Source organism: Microbacterium sp. 1.5R, assembly GCF_001889265.1.
Lineage (GTDB): Bacteria > Actinomycetota > Actinomycetes > Actinomycetales > Microbacteriaceae > Microbacterium.
The window spans coordinates 421,927-444,259 of sequence record NZ_CP018151.1; the positions used below are offsets into that span (position 1 = coordinate 421,927).

General features: G+C 68.3%; 24 protein-coding genes. 9 read left to right on the forward strand and 15 right to left on the reverse strand.

What is annotated here, in order from left to right; all coding sequences use genetic code 11:
• Positions 1-92 precede the first annotated feature (92 nt).
• Together BMW26_RS02070 and BMW26_RS02075 are read left to right on the forward strand one after the other, a co-directional pair.
• Entirely contained in the window at positions 93-1,571 is a 1,479-nt protein-coding gene (locus tag BMW26_RS02070) for an amino acid ABC transporter substrate-binding protein/permease (protein ID WP_072590633.1), read from the forward strand.
• Positions 1,568-2,296, forward strand: a complete 729-nt coding sequence (locus tag BMW26_RS02075; protein ID WP_056276496.1) for an amino acid ABC transporter ATP-binding protein — start codon at positions 1,568-1,570, stop codon at positions 2,294-2,296. Before BMW26_RS02070 ends, BMW26_RS02075 begins: the two co-directional genes overlap by 4 nt.
• A gap of 61 nt (positions 2,297-2,357) precedes the next feature.
• On the opposite strand, the gene BMW26_RS02080 is transcribed toward BMW26_RS02075, so the two are convergent.
• The 4 genes from BMW26_RS02080 to BMW26_RS02095 form a co-directional block, all read right to left on the reverse strand.
• Positions 2,358-3,677 carry an MFS transporter gene (locus tag BMW26_RS02080; RefSeq protein ID WP_072590634.1) on the reverse strand — a complete coding sequence of 440 codons (1,320 nt, stop codon included), beginning with the start codon at positions 3,675-3,677 and terminating at the stop codon, positions 2,358-2,360.
• Positions 3,674-4,138, reverse strand: coding sequence for a winged helix-turn-helix transcriptional regulator (locus tag BMW26_RS02085; RefSeq protein ID WP_056276503.1), 465 nt, complete (start codon positions 4,136-4,138; stop codon positions 3,674-3,676). The genes BMW26_RS02080 and BMW26_RS02085 overlap by 4 nt, the downstream gene beginning before the upstream one ends.
• Before the next feature lie 98 nt (positions 4,139-4,236).
• A complete protein-coding gene (gene purD, locus BMW26_RS02090) occupies positions 4,237-5,514 on the reverse strand; it encodes a phosphoribosylamine--glycine ligase (protein WP_072590635.1) in 1,278 nt (425 codons plus the stop codon).
• Positions 5,515-5,561: 47 nt separating this feature from the next.
• Entirely contained in the window at positions 5,562-6,242 is a 681-nt protein-coding gene (locus tag BMW26_RS02095; RefSeq protein WP_072590636.1) for an NUDIX hydrolase, read from the reverse strand.
• A 197-nt stretch (positions 6,243-6,439) separates the two neighbouring features.
• Here BMW26_RS02095 and BMW26_RS02100 point away from each other — a divergent pair, with 197 nt between their 5' ends.
• Together BMW26_RS02100 and BMW26_RS02105 are read left to right on the forward strand one after the other, a co-directional pair.
• A complete protein-coding gene (locus BMW26_RS02100) occupies positions 6,440-6,811 on the forward strand; it encodes a sterol carrier family protein (RefSeq protein ID WP_056276513.1) in 372 nt (123 codons plus the stop codon).
• Between the two features lie 65 nt (positions 6,812-6,876).
• A complete protein-coding gene (locus BMW26_RS02105) occupies positions 6,877-7,191 on the forward strand; it encodes a hypothetical protein (protein WP_053098612.1) in 315 nt (104 codons plus the stop codon).
• A 15-nt stretch (positions 7,192-7,206) separates the two neighbouring features.
• Here the strand turns inward: BMW26_RS02105 and BMW26_RS02110 are convergent, their stop codons facing one another.
• Complete coding sequence (locus BMW26_RS02110) at positions 7,207-7,839, reverse strand: hypothetical protein (protein ID WP_053098613.1); 633 nt, start codon at positions 7,837-7,839, stop codon at positions 7,207-7,209.
• Between the two features lie 62 nt (positions 7,840-7,901).
• On the opposite strand from BMW26_RS02110, the gene purM reads away from it, so the two are divergent.
• The 3 genes from purM to BMW26_RS02125 are packed head-to-tail and all read left to right on the forward strand — an operon-like array spanning position 7,902 to position 11,815.
• Positions 7,902-9,032: a phosphoribosylformylglycinamidine cyclo-ligase gene (purM, locus tag BMW26_RS02115; RefSeq protein ID WP_072590637.1), complete on the forward strand. Its 1,131-nt coding sequence runs from the start codon at positions 7,902-7,904 to the stop codon at positions 9,030-9,032.
• 6 nt (positions 9,033-9,038) lie between these two features.
• Positions 9,039-10,511: an amidophosphoribosyltransferase gene (purF, locus tag BMW26_RS02120; protein ID WP_053098615.1), complete on the forward strand. Its 1,473-nt coding sequence runs from the start codon at positions 9,039-9,041 to the stop codon at positions 10,509-10,511.
• Positions 10,508-11,815, forward strand: coding sequence for an MFS transporter (locus tag BMW26_RS02125; protein WP_072590638.1), 1,308 nt, complete (start codon positions 10,508-10,510; stop codon positions 11,813-11,815). Before purF ends, BMW26_RS02125 begins: the two co-directional genes overlap by 4 nt.
• 49 nt (positions 11,816-11,864) lie before the next feature.
• Here BMW26_RS02125 and BMW26_RS02130 read toward each other — a convergent pair whose 3' ends face one another.
• Both BMW26_RS02130 and BMW26_RS02135 read right to left on the reverse strand, forming a co-directional pair.
• Entirely contained in the window at positions 11,865-12,686 is an 822-nt protein-coding gene (locus BMW26_RS02130; RefSeq protein WP_072590639.1) for an MOSC domain-containing protein, read from the reverse strand.
• 132 nt (positions 12,687-12,818) lie between these two features.
• Entirely contained in the window at positions 12,819-13,007 is a 189-nt protein-coding gene (locus BMW26_RS02135) for a DUF3073 domain-containing protein (RefSeq protein WP_042537993.1), read from the reverse strand.
• A gap of 149 nt (positions 13,008-13,156) precedes the next feature.
• Here BMW26_RS02135 and BMW26_RS02140 point away from each other — a divergent pair, with 149 nt between their 5' ends.
• The gene (locus tag BMW26_RS02140) at positions 13,157-13,699 is read left to right on the forward strand and encodes a universal stress protein (protein WP_053098618.1); all 543 of its coding nucleotides are present in this window, start codon (positions 13,157-13,159) and stop codon (positions 13,697-13,699) included.
• Between the two features lie 105 nt (positions 13,700-13,804).
• Here BMW26_RS02140 and BMW26_RS02145 read toward each other — a convergent pair whose 3' ends face one another.
• From BMW26_RS02145 to BMW26_RS02180, 8 genes are all read right to left on the reverse strand, one after another.
• Positions 13,805-14,431, reverse strand: a complete 627-nt coding sequence (locus BMW26_RS02145; protein ID WP_053098619.1) for a PadR family transcriptional regulator — start codon at positions 14,429-14,431, stop codon at positions 13,805-13,807.
• Positions 14,428-15,267: a DUF4097 family beta strand repeat-containing protein gene (locus BMW26_RS02150; RefSeq protein ID WP_053098620.1), complete on the reverse strand. Its 840-nt coding sequence runs from the start codon at positions 15,265-15,267 to the stop codon at positions 14,428-14,430. Before BMW26_RS02150 ends, BMW26_RS02145 begins: the two co-directional genes overlap by 4 nt.
• A 274-nt stretch (positions 15,268-15,541) precedes the next feature.
• Positions 15,542-18,007: a glycogen/starch/alpha-glucan phosphorylase gene (locus tag BMW26_RS02155; protein WP_072590640.1), complete on the reverse strand. Its 2,466-nt coding sequence runs from the start codon at positions 18,005-18,007 to the stop codon at positions 15,542-15,544.
• Positions 18,008-18,092: 85 nt separating this feature from the next.
• Complete coding sequence (locus tag BMW26_RS02160) at positions 18,093-18,614, reverse strand: hypothetical protein (protein WP_072590641.1); 522 nt, start codon at positions 18,612-18,614, stop codon at positions 18,093-18,095.
• A 1-nt stretch (position 18,615) separates the two neighbouring features.
• Positions 18,616-18,930: a hypothetical protein gene (locus tag BMW26_RS02165; protein ID WP_056276528.1), complete on the reverse strand. Its 315-nt coding sequence runs from the start codon at positions 18,928-18,930 to the stop codon at positions 18,616-18,618.
• On the reverse strand, positions 18,914-20,335 hold the full coding sequence (locus BMW26_RS02170) for a hypothetical protein (protein WP_072590642.1): 1,422 nt from the start codon (positions 20,333-20,335) through the stop codon (positions 18,914-18,916). Before BMW26_RS02170 ends, BMW26_RS02165 begins: the two co-directional genes overlap by 17 nt.
• A complete protein-coding gene (locus tag BMW26_RS02175; RefSeq protein ID WP_053098625.1) occupies positions 20,332-21,087 on the reverse strand; it encodes an ATP-binding cassette domain-containing protein in 756 nt (251 codons plus the stop codon). The genes BMW26_RS02170 and BMW26_RS02175 overlap by 4 nt, the downstream gene beginning before the upstream one ends.
• Positions 21,088-21,116: 29 nt before the next feature.
• The gene (locus BMW26_RS02180; RefSeq protein WP_198032368.1) at positions 21,117-21,326 is read right to left on the reverse strand and encodes a hypothetical protein; all 210 of its coding nucleotides are present in this window, start codon (positions 21,324-21,326) and stop codon (positions 21,117-21,119) included.
• 196 nt (positions 21,327-21,522) lie between these two features.
• Here BMW26_RS02180 and BMW26_RS02185 point away from each other — a divergent pair, with 196 nt between their 5' ends.
• Positions 21,523-22,311, forward strand: a complete 789-nt coding sequence (locus BMW26_RS02185; protein ID WP_072590644.1) for a MerR family transcriptional regulator — start codon at positions 21,523-21,525, stop codon at positions 22,309-22,311.
• The last annotated feature ends 22 nt before the right edge of the window (positions 22,312-22,333 follow it).

A 22,333-nucleotide genomic window follows, 5' to 3' on the forward strand; every position in this document is an offset into this window, starting at 1 on the left:
AGGGGTGCCGGTCGTCGCCGGTTAGGGTTGATGGTCGACGACCATCCCGGTGGCAGCATCCTGCCCCCCGTCCCCTCTGAGGAGCATCCGTCGTGATCCGAAATCCCACCTCTGCATCCGCGCGCCTGCGCGCGCTCGGACGCACCGCCGGGGCGATGGCGCTCACGGCGTTCGTCGCCGTCGGAGCCCTGCTCGGCGGAGCCTCCGCCGCGACTGCGGCCGATGACTCCGAGACCTACGTCATCGGCACGGACACCACGTTCGCGCCGTTCGAGTTCACCTCTCCCGACGGTGAGCTCGTCGGCATCGACATGGACCTGCTGCGTGCGATCGCGAAGGACCAGGGCTTCGAGGTCGAGATCCGTCAGCTCGGATTCGACGCCGCCGTGCAGGCCTTGCAGGCGAACCAGGTCGACGCGGTCATGGCCGGGATGTCGATCACCGAGGAGCGCCAGGAGACGTTCGACTTCAGCGAGCCGTACTTCACCAGCGGCATCCAGCTCGGAGTGCTCGAGTCGAGCGACATCCAGTCGCTCGACGACCTCGACGGCGAGGCCGTGGCGGTCAAGACCGGCACGCAGGGCCAGACCTTCGCGGAGGAGAACCAGGACGAGTACGGCTTCCGCATCACGCCCTACCAGGACACCACCGACATGGTCGACGCTGTCAAGGCAGGCCAGGCCGTCGGCTACTTCGAGGACTTCCCGGTGCTCGCCTACGGGATCCAGCAGGGGTCGGGCTTCCGCCTGATCGGTGAGCCCGAGCTCGGCGGCGAGTACGGGTTCGCCGTCAACAAGGGGCAGAACCCCGAGCTGATCGAGATGTTCAACGAGGGTCTCGCGAATCTCCAGGCCTCCGGAGAGTACGACGAGATCGTCGACAGCTACCTCGCCGGCGGCGAGGAGACCACGCAGGCGACCGACATCTTCTCCGTCGCCGTGAAGTACTGGCCCGCTCTCATGGAGGGCCTCTGGCTCACGATCCTCGCGACGCTCGTCGCGATCGTGGCCGCGTTCATCCTCGGCCTCATCTTCGGCTTCGGCCGCGTCTCGGCCTTCGCGCCGTTCCGCTGGGTGGCCACGGCCTACGTCTACGTCTTCCGCGGCACACCGATCCTCGTGCAGGCGTTCTTCGTGTTCTTCGCCATCCCGCAGCTCTTCCCCGGGCTCACGTTCAACCCCTTCGTCGCCGGCGCCATCACGCTCTCGCTCAATACGGGCGCGTACATGACGGAGATCATCCGCGGTGGCATCCAGGCCGTCGATCCGGGCCAGGCCGAAGCGTCGCGTTCGCTCGGTCTCGGACACTGGAAGACGATGCAGAAGGTCGTGCTGCCTCAGGCGTTCCGCATCATGGTCCCCTCGTTCGTCAACCAGGGCATCATCACCCTCAAGGACACGTCGCTCATCAGCGTCATCGGCCTCGCAGAGCTGACCTTCGTGTCGCGTCAGATCATCGCCTCGACGTACTTGTCGGCGCAGGTGCTGACGATCGTCGCCATCATCTACTTCGTCGTGATCACGCTTCTGACGCTGCTCGCGAACCGCCTGGAGAGGAAGTTCACCGCATGAGCAAGATCGAGGTCAGAGACCTGCACAAGTCCTTCGGCGACAACCACGTGCTCAAGGGCATCGACCTCACGGTCGAGGACGGCGAAGTCGTCGCGGTCATCGGCCCGTCGGGGTCGGGGAAGTCGACCCTGCTGCGCTGCCTCAACAAGCTCGAGGAGCCCACGTCGGGCCATGTCATCGTCGACGGCGTCGACCTGACCGACAAGAGCGTCAAGCTCGACGAGGTGCGCCAGCGCATCGGCATGGTGTTCCAGCACTTCAACCTGTTCCCGCACATGACGGTGCTCGAGAACATCACTCTCGCTCCCGTCGAGCTCGGCAAGCTCTCGAAGGCCCAGGCGAAGGAGCGCGCTCTGGCTCTGCTCGACCGCGTGGGCCTGGCCGAGAAGGCCGATGCCAAGCCGGCATCCCTGTCGGGCGGTCAGAAGCAGCGCGTGGCGATCGCCCGCGCGCTCGCGATGGACCCCGAGATCATGCTGTTCGACGAGGCGACCAGCGCCCTCGACCCCGAGATGGTGGGCGAGGTGCTGCAGGTCATCCGCGACCTGGCGTCCGGCGGCATGACGATGGTGCTCGTGACGCACGAGATGGGCTTCGCCCGCGAGGTCTCGGGCCGCACGGTGTTCATGGACGCCGGAGTCGTCGTCGAGGAGGCGCCGCCCGCCGAGCTGTTCGGCGCGCCGAAGAACGAGCGGCTGAAGGACTTCCTCTCGAAGGTGCTTTGAGCGGCACTCCGTGACGAAGGCCCCCATCCGGTTCCGGACGGGGGCCTTCGTTCGTGTCGGGTCAGGGGGTCGGAGTCGGCGTCGGCGCCGGATGCCGGCGGATCGTCGCGCTGACCAGCGCCGCTACCGCGCAGAGCCCGGCGGCGGCGAACCAGGCGAACGTGTACTGGCCGGTGTGGTCGCGCACCATGCCCGCAAGGAACGAGGCGATGCCGGCGCCGATCTGGTGCGCGGCGAACACCCAGCCGAACACCAGAGGCCCTCGGTCCCCGAAGACCTCGCGACACAGCGCGATGGTCGGCGGAACAGTCGCCACCCAGTCGAGGCCGTAGATCACGATGAAGACGATGATGCTCGGCTGCACCTCGGCCGACAGCAGGCTCGGCAGGAAGAGCAGGCTCACGCCGCGCAGCGCGTAGTAAGCGGCCAGCAGGATGCGGGGGTTCACCCGGTCGGTCAGCCACCCGGAGAACACGGTGCCGGCGATGTCGAAGATCCCGACGACGGCGAGCAGTCCGGCCGCGGTCGTCGTCGGCATCCCGTGGTCGTGCGCGCTGGGGATGAAGTGGGTGCCGATCAGGCCGTTGGTCGTGGCGCCACAGATCGCGAACCCGATCGCGAGGGCCCAGAACGTCTTGGTGCGGGCGGCGTCGCGCAGCGTCGTGAGGGCGAGGCGGGCGGCGCCCCACGCGTTGCCCTTCGGCCGCGCGGCCACGGTGACAGGGCCGGTGTCGCCGTAGCGGGTGACGCCGAGATCGCTCGGTCGGTTGCGCACGAAGATCCAGACCAGGGGGACGACCGCGAGAGCACCGCCGGCGATGATGAGAGATGCTCCGCGCCATCCGATGTCCTCGGCCGCCGCGGCGATCACGGGCAGGAAGATGAGCTGTCCGGTCGCGCTGCCCGCGGTGAGCACACCCGAGACCAGCCCGCGTCTGGTTGCGAACCAGGTGTCGGTGATCGTCGCAGCGAAGACCAGCGCCATGGACCCGGTGCCGAGCCCGATCAGCACACCCCACGTGAGTATGAGCTGCGCCGGGGTGGCCACGAAGACGCTCAGCGCGGCGCCGGCGCCGATCACGAACAGAGCGGTCACGGTCACCGCGCGGATGCCGAAGCGCTGCATCAGCGCGGCGGCGAAGGGGGCGGTGAGGCCGAACAGCAGCAGGTTGACCGTGACGGCGAGGGAGAGCTCCGCGGTGGTCCAGCCGAACTCGTCCTGCAGGGGCAGCATCAGCACCCCGGGCGCGGCGCGGAATCCGGCGGCTCCGATCAGGGCGATCAGGGCCACGAGTGCGACGATCCAGGCGGGATGGATGCGGCGCTGCCGGAGTGCGGGTGTCGGGGTGCCGGTCGGCTCCTCGACCGAGTCTGCGGTCACGCTGCGTCGCCCGACGTCAGGGCGAACGGCTCGCCGCCCATGCTGCGGCGGGTCCATCGCGTGCTGTCGGCGTCGAGTGGGGCGGCGCAGGTCGCGCACCAGTCGGCGGATGCCGTCGCCTCGCCGCAGCGACCGCAGCTGACGGTCAGGCCCCAGGACCCGTCAGGATCGGTCGTGCTCGTGAAGCGCGCGTAGGCGTGCAGGATCGGGAGGGTCTCGCGTCCGGCGTCCGTGAGCCGATAGCCGGGGTCACCGTGTGCGACGAGACCCGCCTCGCCCATCGAGGCGAGGCGCCGGGCGAGCACGGAGTCGGCGGCGCCGGTCGCATCGCGCAGCTCGTCGAAGCGCGAGCGGCCGGAGAAGAGCTCCCGCAGGATCAGGAGGACCCACGGGTCGGCGAGCACATCGGCGGAGCGGGCGATCGGGCAGGTGGCTGTCGACCAGTCGGAGCGGAGCGGCATCCGCCAACTTTCTTGAAGAAAGCTGGTGGTGTCAACAGTTCTCGGCCGAGTTGGCGGAGTACCTGCGCGAATCGGCAGGAAAGCGACGACGGGTCGGACTACTCCGCGACGCGGGCAGCGATGTCCGTGCGGAAGTGCGAGCCCTCGAGGGTGATGAGACCGATGGCCTCGTATGCCCGGTCACGCGCGGTGCGGAAGTCCGATCCCACGGCGACGACGTTGAGCACGCGGCCGCCGGTGGCGATCAGCGACCCGCCGGGTGCGTCGGGGCTCGCGGTCGCCGCGTGCACGAGACGCACGCCCTCGACCGCCGCCGCATCGGAGAGGCCCTCGATCGGACGGCCGGTCTGCGGAGCCTCGGGGTAGCCCTCGCTCGCGAGCACCACGGTGATTGCGACGTCGTCGCTGAACACGGGCTCGGGCTGATCCTCGAGCGTGCCCGATGCCGCGGCGAGCAGCAGCTCCGACAGCGGGGTCACGAGACGCGGCAGCACGATCTGGGTCTCGGGGTCGCCGAAGCGGGCGTTGAACTCGATCACGCGCACGCCTGCGGGAGTGAGGATGAGGCCGGCGTACAGCAGGCCGATGAACGGCGTGCCCTCTTCGTCGAGCTGACGGATCACGGGCAGGGCGACGTCGCGGGTGACCTCCTCGACGAAGGCCTGCTCGCTGCCGAACTGGTCGGTGAGCCAGGGCAGCGGCGAGTAGGCGCCCATGCCGCCGGTGTTGGGGCCTTCGTCGCCGTCGAGCGCGCGCTTGAAGTCCTGGGCCGGGCTGAGCGCTCGGACGGTGTCGCCGTCGCTCAGGAAGAACAGCGAGACCTCGGGGCCCGAGAGGAACTCCTCGATCAGCACGGGACCGGACGGCAGGTAGTGCTCGGCATGAGCGAGAGCCTCGGCGCGATCGGATGTCACGATGACACCCTTGCCGGCAGCGAGGCCGTCGGCCTTCACGACGTGCGGGGCGCCGAGGTCGTCGAACGCGGCCTCGACCTCTGCGGTGGTGGTGGCGCGCACTGCGCGCCCGGTGGGGACACCGGCGGCATCCATGATGCGCTTCGCGAACGACTTGGACCCCTCGAGCTGGGCCGCGGCCTTGCCCGGGCCGAACACGGGAATTCCGTGGGCCCGGAGGACATCGGCGACTCCGGCGACCAGAGGAGCCTCGGGGCCGACGACCACGAGATCGACCGCATGCTCGTTGGCGAAGGAGGTCACCGCGGCGCCGTCGAGCATGTCGAGGGTGACGGGGGTCGCATCCTGGGCGATGCCGGCGTTGCCGGGGGCGACGAAGATCTCGTGCTCCGCGGTCTCTGCTCGCAGAGCGAGGATGATCGCGTGCTCACGGGCACCGGAACCGAGGACGAGAATCTTCACCCGTCCAGACTACCGAGGCGGGGGCGCGGGTTTCGGCGGGTTCCCGGTCAGACGTCGATCGCCCGCTCGATCGACGGGTCCCACGGCAGAGTCCACCCGGCTGCATCGAACAGCGCATCGAGAACCATCGCCGTGAAGCCCCACACGATCGTGCCGTCGATGTCGAACGCGGGCCCCTTCCACGTGCGTCCCATGCGGTGGATGGTCGACGTGTGCCGATTGGCGGGGTCGAGCAGCTGTGCCACGGGAACGCGGAAGACCTCGACCGTCTCGGCGTGATCGACGGCGGCGACGCGCGACGGAGTGCGCCACCACCCGAGCACGGGGGTGACGACGTGGTTGCTGGCGGCGAGAGGAAGCTCGGGCAGCGTCGCGAGGATCTCGACGCCGTCCGGGTCGAGTCCGGTCTCCTCCTCGGCTTCGCGCAGGGCGGTGGCGACGGCATCCGCATCCGTGTTCTCGGCCCGGCCGCCCGGGAAGGACACCTGGCCGGGATGCGACGAGAGGGTCGCTGCCCGACGCTGCAGCAGTACATCGAGGTCGGCGGCGACAGTCGCCTCGTCGGTCCCGGCCGCGATACTGTCCAACCGCCCGAACAGCACGAGCACCGATGCCGGATGCGCACCGCCGCCGACCGCCGGGAACGGCTTCGCCCACGCATCACCGCGCCGCGTCGCCGCGATCAGCTCGGCTCGCGCGCCACGCAGGGTATCGGGATTCTGGCTCATCGCCTCGAGCCTATTCCTGTGCGCGCGGGCGCCGGGCGACTATCGGTCCGATCCAGGTCGCCGGCGAAGGAGATCTCCGCGTGCGAAGGAGGGATTCGGGTGATCTGTCCTTCGAAAGCGCAGATCTCCGTCCGAGGCGCCCGCGCCTACGAGGCACCCCCGACTGCGCCGCACAAGCCTCGGCGTACCCTTTCTCCATGCCCTCCAGGAAGATCGACATCATCGACGGACGCGCCGCCCTCGACGAGGTCAGGCGCGCGGATGCCGCAGGTGAGAAGCCGCAACGCGCTCCCCTCGCGACCGCCGTGCGCTACCTGCTGCAGCTGCTCGACGAGAAGGCCCCGGGCAACAGCGTCGAGGTGCGGGTGCCCCCGTTCGGTGCCGTGCAGGTGATCCAGGGCCCCCGTCACACCCGCGGCACCCCTCCGAATGTCGTCGAGATGGACCCGGCGACCTGGATCGCGGTCGCGACGGGCGTGGAGCACTGGTCGGATGCGGCGGGCTCGGGGCGCGTGAGCGCTTCCGGAACCCGCGCCGATCTCTCGGACGTCCTGCCACTGCGCCCCTGACCCGTCGCACGGCTGAGTGCGCAGGAGGGGGAGCGACCCGCAGCCAACGGTGGGACAATGGATGCATGTCCTCCCACGATTCCTCCCAGACGGTCGAGGCGACCGTCCGCCGCGTGCCGCGCTTCGGCGTGTTCATGGGCATCGGCGTCGTGCTCGGCATCATCGCCGCCGGCATCCTGACGATGATGGGCAGCTACGAGCCGTCCGAAGCGGTCAACGTCGTCTACCCGCCAGGGCAGGTGTTCGGATTCCTGCTGCTGTGGACGGTGCCGATCGGCTTCGCCCTCGCGAGCGTCGTCGCCTTGATCCTCGAACGCGTCGCGCGTCGCCACGACCACGTCGTCAGGGTCGAGCACGAGACGATCATCGCGAACGACTGATCACGCCCCGGGGCGTCACGCCAGTTCGGCGATGATGGGCCGGATCGCCGCGTCGAACGAGACCACGTCGCGGCGCAGGCCGTCGGTCACCGCGACGGTGAGCGCGCCGATCCACCAGATCCCCCGTTGCGAGAATGGCAGCACCTGCACGTTGAGCTCGAACGAGTGCGCACGGCGACCGATCTCGCGCTCGAACTCGGCGATCGCGCTGGCATAGGCGCGATACGACTCGCCCCCGATCGTCCCGCCGCCCGACCGGTTGGCGATCGAGCTGTGGATCGACGACACGTAGCGATCGTGCGCGACGCGGGCGTAGTGCATCGCCGATGCGGCATGCGGCGCGATCGCCTCGGCGAGCTGTTCGGCACCGGTCGCCGGCAGCGCCACCAGCGTGTCGAACCCGTCGACGAGCTCGAGCGGCACGCCGGACGGATGCGCTCGGGGCTCGACGGTCATGTCCCAGTAGTCGCGCCACTGCTTCTCGAGCTCGGGCGTCACCTCGGCGGCATCCGGTGCCCGGACGGGCAGATCGCGCAGGCTCGGAAGATCTTCCGGGGCGCGGATGCCGAGCGATTGCCGCAGCGCGAGCGCGACGAGCACCGGAACGCTCGCGTCCTCGCGGATCAACCACTGCGGCTTGTCGGCCATGGCCCCATCGTAGGAGATGGAGGGAGGGGAGAGGAGGTCTCCGCGGGCGGTAGGCTGGAGGTGTGGCTGCCTCCCCCACCAATCCCTATTCCGAAGCCGGCGTCGATACCGCTGCAGGCGATCTCGCCGTCGAGCTGATGAAGTCTTCCGTGCGCGCGACGCACGGCCCTGAAGTGCTCGGCGGTGTCGGCGGATTCGCCGGACTGTTCGACGCGAGTGCGCTGCGCGACTTCCGTCGTCCGCTGCTCGCCACGAGCACAGACGGCGTCGGCACGAAGGTCGCCATCGCGCAGGCCATCGACAAGCACGACACGATCGGCCAGGACCTGGTCGGCATGGTCGTCGACGACATCGTCGTGGTGGGCGCCAAGCCGCTCTTCATGACCGACTACATCGCGTGCGGCAAGGTCTTCCCGCAGCGGATCGCCGACATCGTGCGCGGCATCGCCGAGGCGTGCACCGCGACGGGGACCGCGCTCATCGGCGGCGAGACCGCCGAGCACCCCGGTCTTCTCGGCCCGCGCGACTACGACGTCGCAGGAGCCGCGACCGGAGTCGTCGAGGCCGACGGCATCCTCGGGGCCGACCGCGTGCAGGACGGCGACGTCGTCATCGCCGTCGAGTCCAGCGGACTGCACTCCAACGGCTATTCCCTCGTGCGCCACATCGTCACGAACGCGGGCATCGGCTACGGCGACAACGCCGCCGACTTCGGCAAGACGTGGGGCGAGGCGCTGCTCGAGCCGACTCGTCTCTACACGCTCCCGCTGCTGCGCCTCATCGAGCAGCTCGGCGGCGGCACAGGCTCGGGCGGGGTCCACTCGCTCAGCCACGTCACCGGCGGCGGCATCGCGGCGAACCTCGCGCGCGTGCTCCCGCAGGGCAGCTGGGCCGAGGTCGACCGCAGCACCTGGTCGCCGAGCCCGGTCTTCCGCGTGCTCAGTGACATCGCCGGGTCCACGCTGGAGTCCGCCGAGGGCACCTGGAACCTCGGAGTCGGGTTCCTCGCGATCGTCGCAGCCGACAAGAAGGATGCCGCGATCGCAGCGCTCGCGGCCGACGGCATGCCCGCGTGGCAGGTCGGAACCGTGGGCTTCGGCGCGCGGCCGGCAGGAGAGTTCGAACAGGGCGCCAAGGGCGTCGACGGTGGAGCGGTGCGCCTGATCGGCGCCTACGCGGACGGAGCGAAGTAAGAGTCCATGTGCGGCATCGTCGGAATGGTGGGCTCTGCCCCGGTCAATCAGGACATCTACGACGCACTCCTGCTGTTGCAGCACCGCGGTCAGGATGCAACGGGAATCGCGACCGCCGAGGCGAACGGCGTGATGCACAACGCCAAGGCGCAGGGCATGGTCCGCGAGGCGTTCCGCACTCGTGACATGCGCGGACTGCTCGGCAACGTCGGCCTCGGTCATGTGCGTTACGCGACCAAGGGCACCGCGTCGAACGAAGAGGAGATGCAGCCGTTCTACGTGAACGCGCCCTACGGCATCATCCTCATCCACAACGGCAACCTGACGAACACGCGCGAGCTCACGGCCGACATGGCCAAGCGCGACCGCCGTCACCTCAACTCGTCGAGCGACACCGAGCTGCTGCTCAACGTCCTCGCCGGCGAGCTGCAGAACACGACGTCGACGGTCGACCTCGACGCCGAGCGCGTCTTCGAGGCCGTCGAGCGCACGCACGAGCGCATCGAGGGCGCGTACGCCGTGATCGCGGTGATCGCGGGCTACGGTCTGCTCGCGTTCCGCGACCCGTTCGGCATCCGTCCCCTGATCCTCGGCCGTCGTCCTTCGACCGTCCCCGGCGCAGAGGGCCGCGACGAATGGGTCGTGGCGAGCGAGTCGCTGGTGCTCGAGAACGCCGACTACGAGGTCGTGCGCGAGGTCGAGCCCGGTGAGGCGATCTTCATCACCAACGAGGGCGAGCTGCACAGCCGGCAGTGTGCGAAGGAGACCACTCTCGCGCCCTGCGCGTTCGAGTACGTCTACCTCGCCCGACCCGACTCGGTCATGAACGGCGTCTCGGTCTACGAGTCGCGCCTGCGCATGGGCGACCGTCTCGCCGACACGATCGCGAAGCACGTGCCGATGGACAAGATCGACGTCGTCATGCCGATCCCCGACTCCTCCCGGCCCGCCGCCATGGAGGTCGCCCGCAAGCTGGGCATCGAGTACCGCGAGGGCTTCTACAAGAACCGCTACGTCGGCCGCACCTTCATCATGCCCGGGCAGGCCGTGCGCAAGAAGAGCGTGCGTCAGAAGCTGAACGCGATGTCGACCGAGTTCCAGGGCAAGAACGTGCTGCTGATCGACGACTCGATCGTGCGCGGGACCACGTCGAAGGAGATCATCCAGATGGCCCGGGATGCCGGTGCCACCTCTGTGACGTTCGCCTCCGCGGCTCCGCCGGTGCGTCACCCGCATGTCTACGGCATCAACATGCCGTCGCGTCACGAGCTCATCGCCCACGGCCGGACGATCCCCGAGATCGCCGCCGAGCTGGGCTGTGATCACCTGGTCTATCAGGAGGTCGAGGACCTCAAGGCTGCGATCACCGAGGGATCCGTGCTGAGCGACCTCGACATGAGCTGCTTCGACGGCCGGTACGTCACCGGCACGGTCTCCGACGAGTACCTGGCCTGGGTGGAGGGGTCGCAGACCTCGTGACCTCGGGTGCGCAGCCGCTCTGGCGTGGCCGTGCGCTCGCGCTGGTCGGCATCGTGCTGGTCGCGTTCTCGCTGCGCTCGGCCGTGGCGTCGCTGTCGCCCGTGCTCGACCACGTCGCCGACGACTTCCCGGTCTCGTCGGTCGTCGTCGGCCTGATCGGAGCCGCGCCGCCGGTGTGCTTCGCGGTGTTCGGGCTGCTGACGCCGCTGTTCGAGCGGAGATTCGGACTCGAGCGCGTGGCTGTCGTGGCGATCGCCCTGATCGCCGCCGGACTGCTGCTGCGCAGCCTCGCCGTCGACTCGACATCGCTGCTCGCCGCGACGGCAGTGGTGTTCGCGGGCGTCGGCTCGGGGAACGTGCTGCTGCCGCCGCTGGTGAAGAAGTACTTCCCCGATCGCCTCGGCCTGATGATGACGGTCTACTCGACCACCATGGCGGTGTCGACGTTCGTGCCGCCGCTGGTCGCAGTGCCGCTCGCCGACTCGGCCGGGTGGCGGGTGTCGCTGGGGCTGTGGGGCGTGTTCGCCGCGATCGCGCTCGTGCCCTGGGTGGCGATGCTCGTCACGAGCCGGGCGGATGCCGTCGCCTCGGCCCCCGCGCGTACGGAGTCCGCCGCGACCGAGATCGAGCGCGACGGCTACGACGCAGCATCCGTGGCGACCGGACCGATCGCGACGACGCCCGCCAACCCGCGGGTCTTCGGTCGGCTGTGGCGGCTGCCGATGGCCTGGTCGATCGCGTTGGTGTTCGCGTCGTCGTCGACGCTGGCCTACGTCTCCTTCGCATGGCTGCCGTCGATCATGATCGACGTGGGCGGGGTCTCACCGACGAATGCGGGGCTGCTGCTCTCGCTGTTCGGTCTGATGGGCCTGCCGTGCTCTCTGCTCGTGCCCATTCTCATCGTCCGGTTCCAGGCGACCCGTCCTGTGTTCTTCATCTCGATCGCGTGCGGGCTCATCGGGCTGTTCGGATTCCTGTTCCTGCCCACGGTGGCGCTGCCGCTGTGGGTGGTCTTCTACGGCCTCGCACCCGGGCTCTTCCCGCTCGCCCTCGTGCTGCTCAGCATCCGGGCCCGCACGCCCGAGAGCGCGGTGGCGCTCAGCGGTTTCGTGCAGAGCATCGGCTACGCGGTCGCCGCGGTGTTCCCGCTGCTGATCGGCCTGCTGCACGACATGACCGACAGCTGGGAGATTCCCCTGTGGGTGCTCGTCGGGGTTCTGATCGCGGTGATCCCCGCCGGATGGATCGCCGGTCGACGTCGCACCATCGAAGAGGACTGGGAGCGTCGCCACGGTCGCTGGTGACTCGCGGCGGTGAAGGGGCGCCGGTGGATCGGCGTGGGCCCGAGGCCCCTCAGTGCGCTCGCACCTCGTCGCCGACGCTGATCGTGCCGCCGACCCACGGCGCTGACGCATCGGCCGGGTCCTGCGGCGGCAGAAGGAGTCGGCCGAGAGTCGGCTCGTCCTGACCGTGGGCGCTCGTGAGGGTCGTGAGCACCTTCGCGTCGCGAACGCCCGTGTCGGGGTTGGCGTGTGTCGCGAGGCAGCGCACGATCGGCCCCGCGGTGCGGAACGTCACCTCGCCGATGCTCAGCTCGCCGGCCCAGTCGAGCTCCGACCAGGGGGCGACGTCGTCGATGACGACGTTGGAGCGGAACCGGCGGTCATCGATGCCGAAGCCGAGAGAGTCGCTCAGTGCGTCGACACTGCCACGACTGTGCACGGAGACGTAGCCGCGCTCACGATCCTGGAACCTCGGCGTCACACCGTCGCCGACGAGTACGAGCGGCAGTCGTCCGGGGCGCCGGATCCGCCGGCCCTCCGGGCTCGCGAGCACGAAATCGGTCACCGCGTCCGCGAGCTCGCCACGACCGGAGTCATCGAGTCCCGCCTCGACGAGCACGGAACCCTCGTGCTCTATCCGCACGCGCTGCCGATCGTCGTCGTAGTCGGTGCGCAATGCCGCGAGGCCCGGGAAGTCCTGCAGGGAGAGTCCCTTCGCCTTCGGCCAGTGGTCGAGTCCGTCGCGAGACTCCGGCGCGATCGCGTCGGCGAAGCGGAACGCCAGCACGCGATCGCCGGCGATGCGCCCACCAGGCTGCACGGTGAGGGACTCGACCGACTCGGGCGTGAAGCCCTTGATCGGATGACGGAAGAGGGAGACGACGCGGGCCATGGGTCGATCCTCTCAGGGCACGCGGTGTCCGTCCGTCACGAGCCCGGCGTGGATGCCGAGAGTTCCGGGATTTCGGACACGACGAAACCCCCGTGCGGTGCACGGGGGAATCGATGACGAGCGAAGAGGCGGTCAGGCCTTTTCGAGTTCGTCCTCGTCTTCGTCTGCATACTCGTCGGCCCACTTGTCGACGTATGCGTCTTCAGCGTCGCTCGGGTGCGCGAGTTCGCGCTCGAGCGCCGAGTAGTTCACCGACGGACTGAACGACTTCAGTTCGCGGGCGATCTTGGTGTGTTTCGCCTTTTGACGGCCACGGCCCATGCCTGAGACCCCCTCACGAGTTAAGCTGCGGGCAACGACTGGCCCGAGTCATTCACGACACCGGCTGAGGGCCGGTAAGAGTAGCATTCAGAATAGCACGCGGCCAGACCGCACTGGCCCGTTGGCAGCTGGTGAAGGGAGCGATCCTCATGACCGACAACACCTCGACGCCCTCCGACGAGGCCGCGCAGAACGCGACACTGCAGAAGGCCGTGATCGTCGGGATGCAGCCGGGGCAGCCGAAACGGGTGATCGAAGAGGCGGCGCGATTCGCACGGCTCCTCCGCGTGCCGCTGGTGGTCGCACACGTCGACGTCACGCGCTTCGTCACCTATGAGGACCCCGACGGCTACGTGCACTCGGCGCCCATCGACATCAACTTCGATGCCGGCACGGCCGAGTTCGAGGCCGTGCAGGCGGAGGCGGCTGCGGCCCTCGACGGAACGGGCCTGACATGGACGGCCCGGCAGCTCGTGGGCGATCCGGCGCTCGCCATCAAACAGCTGGCGAACAAGCTCGACGCCCAGCTGATCGTGGTCGGCACACGCAAGCGCGGCATCGGAGAGTCGATCCGCGAGTTCTTCACGGGGTCCGTCGCTGCCCGCCTCGCGCACCGCCAGCACCGGTCGGTGCTCGTCGTGCCGCTGCAGGAGCCCGTGCCCGACGAGCAGCCCGAGATCTGGACCGAGTAGGTCTCGCATCCCTCGCTGAGCTCCGACGGGTGCGAACGGCCGAAGCCCCTCTCGTCGTGTGACGGGAGGGGCTTCGAGCGTCTCAGCAGGCGTCGGCCGCTGAGCTCAGCGGCCGAGTGACGCCAGCGCGGTGGTGATGCCTCGCGCCGCGGCGTCCAGGCCGTCCTCCAGCTGCGAGACGACGGATGCCGGCAGCGTGCCGCCCTTCGCCACATGCGTGCGGAGGTCGGTGCGCACGCGTGCGCGGAAGGCGTTGATGACGGCATCCGCTCGGTGCAGCTCCTCACGGGTGACGATGCGCTCGTCGTCGCCTGCGGTCCGCGGACGGGACTTGGATGCGGCGCGGTCGTCCTTCTCCGCCGTGGCGAGGTCGGCGCGGAGGCTCTTCATGGCCTCCTTGACGCTCTGCCGCACCTCGTTGGCGATCAGTCGCACCGAGTCGGTCAGGCCGGCCTCGATTCCGGCGAGGTCGCCCTCGCGAGATGCCAGCTCGGCGCGTCCCGCATCCGTGATCGCGTAGATCGTGGTGCGACCGTCGACCGTCTTGGTGACCAGCCCCTCTTCCTCGAGCTTGGCCAGCCGAGGGTAGATGGTGCCGGCGCTCGGCGTGTAGGTGCCGCCCGTGCGATCGGTCAGTGCCTGGATGATCCCGTAGCCGTGCTGCGGCGCCTCGGCGAGCAGCGAGAGCAGGTAGAGCCTGAGGTCGCCGTGCGAGAAGACTGCGGGGCTCATGCTTCCCACTCCGCATCGTCGGTGATCGACTCGGGCGTGCGCCGCAGCACGGTCACGCCGCCGGAGACCGAGTTGGCGCGCAGATCGACGAAGCGTCCTGCGAGCTCGCCCGTCGAGCCGGTGTAGTTGTTGATGCCGGAGGAGCCGCGTTCGACGCCGTCGATCAGCAGTCGCCCGCTCAGCGAGCGGATGACGTAGTTCGCAGCGAGCGACTCGTCGAGGCGCACCGTGGTGCCGCCCGAGACCGAGTTGACGTTGATCGTGTTCACGTCGCCTGCGGCGTCGACCAGTGTCGAGCCCGAGACGATGTCGACGGTCGCGCGACGGATGGTGCCCGTGACTGCGACATCGCCCGAGACGCTGTTCGCGCTGATCGATCCCGTGAGTCCGCGCACCTGCACGTCGCCGGAGACCGAGTTGACGGTCAGGTCGCCGATGAGGGTGTCGACGATGAGGTCGCCCGAGACGGTGTTGAGGCGGGCGTCGTTGCGGATGCCCGAGACGAGCGCTCCGGCGCTCACGACGCCGAGGTTGAGGGCGATCGAGCGGGGGACGGCGACGCTCACCTCGGCCTTGGGGCCGCCCGATCCGAAGTTGCGGAACACCTCGAGGAAGTTGTCCCAGCCGAGCTGCGGGTGGTCGATCTCGACCTCGCCGTTGTTCGCCTCGATGCGGAGGTCCTTGGTCGTGACGCCGTGCACCTCGATGCGGATGCCGGGTTCGTCGTGTGCGATGACATCGACCTGACCGCCGACCAGGCCGATCTTCAGTCGGGTGACGTTCTCGATGTCGATGACGCGTTCTTCGCCGGGGGCGATGAGCCACTTCTCGGTCATGTCTGCTTCTCCTGGTTCGAGGGATCACGATATATCGTGTCTGCACAGAGTAACACGATATATCTCGACTCTGTCAAGGGGGGGTGTGGCCGGAGCATCCCGTCTGCAGAATCGCGGCACGTCTGCAGGAGAATCCGCCTGGGAGGTTCCTGCAGACGTGCTTCGGTCCTGCACACGGTCTGGACGATCCGGCCTGCACACGGTCTGGACGACCGGGCCTGCAAACGGTCTGGATGACCGGGCCTGAACACAGGAGACAGCCCAGGAGGACGCCTCAGACGAGAGGCGGGGTGTGCCAGATCCGGTCGATGTAATCGCGGATCGAACGGTCGGACGAGAAGAAGCCGGTGCGGGCGACGTTGAGGATCGCTGAGCGGGTCCACGCGTCCTGGTCGGCGTACGCGGCATCCACTCTGCTCTGTGCCTCGATGTAGGACGCATAGTCGGCGAGCACCATGAAGCGGTCTTCGTAGAGGAGATTCGAGACGACCGGCTCGAACACCGAGCGGTCGCCGCGGGAGAAGGCCCCGGATGCGATCAAATCGATCGCCCGGCGGAGTCCCTCGTCGTGCTGGTAGAACTCCTGCGGCCGGTAACCGCGGATGCTGAGCGCCTCGACCTCGGGCTCGCTCATGCCGAACAGATAGAAATGGTCGTCTCCGACGAGCTCGCGGATCTCGACGTTCGCCCCGTCGTCCGTCCCGATCGTGAGCGCGCCGTTCAGCGCGAACTTCATGTTGCCGGTGCCTGACGCCTCCTTGCCTGCGAGCGAGATCTGCTCCGACAGGTCGGCGGCGGGGATGACCCGCTCGGCCAGCGTCACGTTGTAGTTCGGAGGGAAGACGACCGTGAGGCGGCCTTCCAGCCGAGGGTCGGTGTTCACGACCTCGCCGACCGCGTTGATGAGGTGGATGATGCGCTTCGCCATCGCGTAGCCGGGAGCCGCCTTCGCCCCGAAGATCGCGGTGCGCGGCACGACATCCGACACTGCGAGGCGTCCGGAGATCACCCCCTCGTAGGTGGTGACGATGTGCAGCACCTTGAGCAGCTGACGCTTGTACTCGTGCAGGCGCTTGACCATCACATCCAACATGTGGCCGTCGCTGATCTCGACACCGTCGCGTTCGCGCAGCGCGTCGCTCAGGCGGCGCTTGTTGGCGGCCTTCACCGAGGCGAACGCGGCGCGGAACTCGGCATCATCGGCGAAGGGCTCGAGTTCGTGCAGGCGCTCCAGATCGGTGGTCCAGCCCTCGCCGATCGCCGCGGTGATGAGCGACGAGAGCTCGGGATTGGCGAGGCGGAGGAAGCGCCGCGGCGTCACGCCGTTGGTCACGTTCGTGAACTTGTCGGGGAAGAACGCATCGAAGTCGCTCAGCACCTTGTCGCGCAGCAGCTGCGAGTGCAGTTCGGCGACGCCGTTGACCTTGGCGCCCGCGACGGTCGCGAGGTATGCCATGCGCACCGAGCGGACCGGGTGCTCCGCGATGATCGACATGTTGCGCACGAGCATCTCGTCATCGCCGAACCGCTCGCGCACCGCGACGAGGAACTCGTCGTTGATGCGATAGATGATCTCGAGGTGGCGGGGCAGCAGGCGTCCGAGCAGCTCGACCGGCCACACCTCCAGCGCCTCCGGAAGCAGTGTGTGGCACGTGTAGGCGAAGCACTGCTGCGTGATGGCCCACGCGGCATCCCACTCGAGATGCCTCTCGTCGACGAGCACCCGCATGAACTCGGGCACAGCGATCACTGGGTGCGTGTCGTTGAGCTGGAAGATCACGCGGTCGGGGAGGTTCGCGAGCTCGAAGCCGTCGGCGAGCATGTTGTCGAGGAAGTCGTGGATCGACGCGGCGACGAAGAAGTACTGCTGCTGCAGACGCAGTTCCTTGCCCTGCGGCGTGGAGTCCTCGGGGTAGAGCACCTTCGAGATGGTCTCGGCGTAGGTCTGCGCGCGCACCGCCTCTTCGTAGTCGCCGGAGTTGAAGATGCGCAGGTCGAACGCGCTGGTGGCGACGGCGCTCCACAGGCGCAGGGTGTTGACCCGCCCGTTGCGGAACCCAGGGACCATGTAGTTGTACGGCACCGCCTGCACGTTCCACGCCGGCACCCAGCGGCTGCGCGTGATGCCGTCGTCGTCGTACTTCTCGGTGTGGCCGCCGAACGCGATGGTCTGTGCGTCTTCGGGACGGGCGAACTCCCACGGCGAACCGAGCGTGAGCCAGGAGTCGGGCTGTTCGACCTGCTGGCCGTCGACGAACGTCTGTCGGAAGATCCCGTACTCGTAGCGGATGCCGTATCCGATGCTGGGCACGCCCATCGTGGCGAGCGAGTCGACGAAGCAGGCCGCGAGGCGCCCGAGCCCGCCGTTGCCGAGACCGGGCTCGACCTCGTGCGCGCGCAGGTCGTCGAGCGAGACGCCGCACGCGGCGAGGGCCTCGTCGGCGATGTCGGTGAGGCCGGCCGCGAGCAGATTGTTGTCGAGCTGGCGACCGAGCAGGTACTCCGCCGAGAGATAGCAGACGCCCTTCGCCTGCGTCTCCTTCTGGTGACGCAGATCCTCGAGCCAGCGAGCCATCAGGTAGTCGCGCACCGTGTGCGCGAGCGCGAGATAGCGGTCGTTCGCGCTCGATGCCGACAGTGCGACGCCGCGCTCGAGATTGAGGTTGTGCAGAAATCGCTTCACGAATTCGTCGACGGTGCTCGGGGGAGCGATCACCGGAGCGAGGGCGAGCGGATGCATGGCGGAGTGTGATTCGGGCACGTGTCGACCGTAGCGATGGTGGGGCCACAACGTGTGACGAGCGGATGAAGAATATCGGTTGGCGTCACTCGACCGCCCGCGAGGAGGCGGTGCGGCGAGCCCGACTGACGGACCACAGGATCCGGCCGTCGTTGAAGACCGGAATGAGGAACACGGCATGCGCCAGGTACCACCCGTGCAGCTGGAGTCCCGGCGCGAGCAGCCACAGGGCGGCTCCGACGACGACGCACGCGCCAGGACCCGCGAGGGCGGCGAGCACGGCGTCCCGGTCGCCGACTCGGCCGTGCGGACTGATCGACGTCCTCCACAGCGAGCGCTCGAGCGTGATCGCCGTGACGCCGGTCGCCCGGGACAGCACGGCGAGGTGCCCGAGTTCATGCAGCGCGAACGACCCGCCGAGGCCGGCGGCGTAGTGGACTGCGATCATCAGTGCGGCCTCGACGATCGCGGGCTGCCCGGTGATCGCGCCCAGAGCGACGGTCGCGGTCAGCAGAACCGCGAACACGGTGTTCATCGGCCAGGCGGCGAGCAGCAGCCATCGGCAGACCAGAACCCCATCGATGCGCGACACACTGACCGACCACATGTCAGTCGGCCTCGGCGAGGAGCTGCCTCTTCCGTTCGAGAAGGCCGTCATGCACGACGAACACGGCGAGGATGAACACGGCGACCACGATCACGCCGAGGATCAGCGGAAGGGGATCGTTGACGCCGGTGCCGAGCTGGACCGCGCCCTCTGCGCTCTGCCGGACGTCGACGAAGACCGAGTCGAAGAACCCCAGGCGTCGACCCTCGGCGGATCCTCCGGTGAACATCAGCCAGATCGCGGCGGTGACGGCGGATCCTGCGATGACGACGAGCGCTCCGACGACGCTGATGGCGGCCCTAAACAACCACTTCATGACGAGAGGTCCTTTCTATCCTGTCCATCCCTGCGATGGAGAGTGCGGCGGCGATCAGGGTGAGCGCGAGCATCACTCCGACCGTGAACGGTGGGGGAAGACCCAGGAGGTTGGTGCCGAGCATGATCGTGCCCGTCACGAGGCCGGCGACGGCGGCTCCCGCGATGACCGAGAAGGGGTTGCCCTTCTCGGGCGGGAAGGCGATGCCGGCGAGGGTGAGCACGATGACGTTCGACACCGCGAAGCCGACGACGGAGAGGATCTCGTCGAGCCTCGCCCCGGTGAGAGCGGACAGGATGCTGATCGGAGGTGCGATGATCGCGAGGGTCGCCAGCTGGGGTCCGATCACGAGCACGTACCGCATGCCTGGACCGTGGCGGCGCGGACCGCACGCCCGCAGGGGCTCCGTCGAGACGTAGGCGTACACGGACTGCACGGTGACGGCCAGCAGCAGGATCGGCGGGAGTCGGATGTCGGCGAGGAAGAGCGCGTAGGAGCCTGCGAGGGAGATGCCGCAGACCGTCACCGTCTCGATTCCCCTGATGTGGGCGGCGAAGTACGCGCCGAACTCCGTGGGGCCGAACAGGCGGGGCACGATCGCGAAGCGACGGGTCGGATCGAACTGTCGCGGCGCGATCGCGAAGACGGCGCAGACCAGCAGCGCCAGCATGGCCAGCCAGATGCCCGTGGCCGCCATGATCCCGTGACTCGCGGCGATGTCGGCGAAGAGCAGCTGCACCGCGAAGTAGTCGCCGCCCTGGCCGACCGCCGCGAAGAGCACGGATTCCGACTGCGTCGACACGCCGAGGTAGAGGGCGACAAGCGTGGCCGCCAGCACCACCGGCACGATGAACGCCCGGAGCCTCGCCAGCCGCAGACGCAGCAGCAGTCGCTCCAGGCCCAGGTAGTAGACGCTCGCGACGAGATAGGCGACGGTCGAGGGCATGACCAAGCAGGTGATGACCTGATCGAGGATCCCGAATCCGCCGATCGAGATCGTGCCGGTGACCAATGCGCCGAGCATGAGTATCACGCCGAGGCCCACGACCAGCGACTCGAAGAGCATGAATCCCAGCGTTCGCGCCCGATTGGTCAGGGGGAACGAGAACGTGAGCTCGACCAGATCGCTCGCCTTCATGAAGAGCACGCGCACGACCGTGAAGACCGTCAGGACCCACAGCGGGGTGGACACGCCGACGACGCGCAGAAGCGGGGAGAGCTGCTCGGGCTCGCTGATCAGCTGGCGGAGGATCACCACCCCGAACGCGCAGAAGCCGACGAAAGCGGCGAGACCGGCGAGAGCGATCGTCCAGCGCACCGACGGCAGGCGCAGCACGCCCCGACGAGCGATGCGCCTGACGAGGAACACCGAGAGGAAGCCGGCGAGCTGCAGGGCGGGAGTCATTCCACCGCCCTCGACGGCTGCGCGATCGCGGTCTTGACGAGGGAGTCGACCGAGCCGAATTCGCGCAGGATGCGGGGGAGCGGGAGGTCGAAGGCGATCTCTCCGCGACGCAGCACGATGATGCGGTCGCACACGGCCTCGAGAAGACGGAAGTCATGGCTGCACAGCAGCAGCCCCTTCGCCCCTCCGATCCGGGATGCATCCGTCTCGAATTCGAAGAGCGCATCGACGTCGACGCCGTTGAGCGTCTCGTCGATGATCGTGAGCGGGCGCTCGAGCAGAAGCGTCGAGATGAGCTGGATCTTCTTGCGCATGCCGTGCGAGTAGTCCTCGATGAGGTCGAACTGACGCGCCTCCATCTGATAGCGGCTGAGGAGTTCGTCGGCCCTGGTCGGGTCGGCACGGTGGCGATAGAGGCGGAGCATCAGATCGAGGTACTCGCGCCCGGTCAGGAACTGCGGCAGGTAGTCGTTGCTCGCGATGAAAGCCAGCTGCTCGCGCGATGCGCGGTCCTGATGAGGGCGCCCGGTGATGCGGATGCTCCCCTGGCCGAGCTGCAGCAGATCGGCGGTGAGGCGGATGAGCGTCGACTTGCCCGATCCGTTGGGTCCGACGAGACCCACTTTCTCGCCGCGCTCGATCGCGAACGACACATCACGGAGCGCCGGAGCGCGCTTCGAGTAGGCGAACGAGACCGATGAGACGTCGAGGAGGACGTGCGGGTCCGGTGCGAAGCCGCCGCTTCCGGACATCGGGGTCGATGTCCGGAAGCGACGAGGGGTTAGACGCATTCGATCCACACTGAGACGCCGCTCTTGCCCCACTGCCAGTTGCCGGTGAAGCGCCTGCCACCCGCCTTGAAGAAGCACCACAGCGCCAGCGCTGCCAGGAACGCGACGCCGAACACGAGAATCGCCGCGATCACCACCAGCCACCAGGCATCGAGACGCAGGATCGCCTCATCCAGTGCGTCCTGTGCGCGGCGCTTCATCAGCGTCGGCTCCATTGCCGCCATTAGGGACATCTGTCCACCTCCGTTTTGTCGTTACACACGGAGGCTGTCATCGCTGCGTCACGAAAGCTAGTCATTCGAGTGCAGAATGCCGACATGCGTGGATTCACTTGACATTGACGCAGCGTCAACTTCTACCGTGGAGTCATCATCAGTTCCAGGGAAGGAGGACGAGATGGCTGGTCGCGAATGGTCGATCCAGGACATCGCCCGTCTCGCGGGCACCACGAGCAGAACCCTGCGTCACTACGACGACGTGGGCCTGCTGCCGCCCTCGCGCATCGCGCACAACGGCTACCGGCACTACGACGAGGCGGCGCTCGTGCGCCTGCAGCGCATTCTGCTGCTGCGCGAGCTCGGACTCGGTCTGCCGCAGATCGCCGAGGTGCTCGACCCGGTGAACGCACGGCAGAGCGAGGAATCCGCGCTGGAGACGCACCTCGAGCTGCTGCGCGAGGAACAGTACCGACTGGCGCGGCAGATCGCGTCGGTCGAGAACACCATCAACGCATTGAGAGGAGGTGAAGAACTCATGGCAGAGAACATGTTCGACGGTTTCGACCACACCCGTTACAAGGAGGAGGTCGAGCAGCGCTGGGGTCGGAAGACCTACGCCGACAGCGACCGCTGGTGGCGCGGGATGACCGACGCCGATCGCGCCGACTGGCAGCAGCGCGTCTCCGACCTCGGCCGGGACTGGACAGCTGCCGCCGAGAGGGGCATCGATCCGGCATCCGCCGAGGCTCAGGACATCGCCCGCCGTCACGTCGAGTGGCTGACCGGCATCCCGGGCACTCCCGCGGCCGTGCCCGGCGGCGACGTCAAGGCGTACGTCATCGGCCTCGGTGAGATGTACGTCGCCGACCCGCGCTTCGGCGCGAACTACGCCACGTCCGCCGGCGGAACGCAGGGCGCCGAGTTCGTCCGCGACGCGCTCCGCGTCTACGCGGACGGCAACCTGTAACCCGCTGCACCGCCTTCGCCGG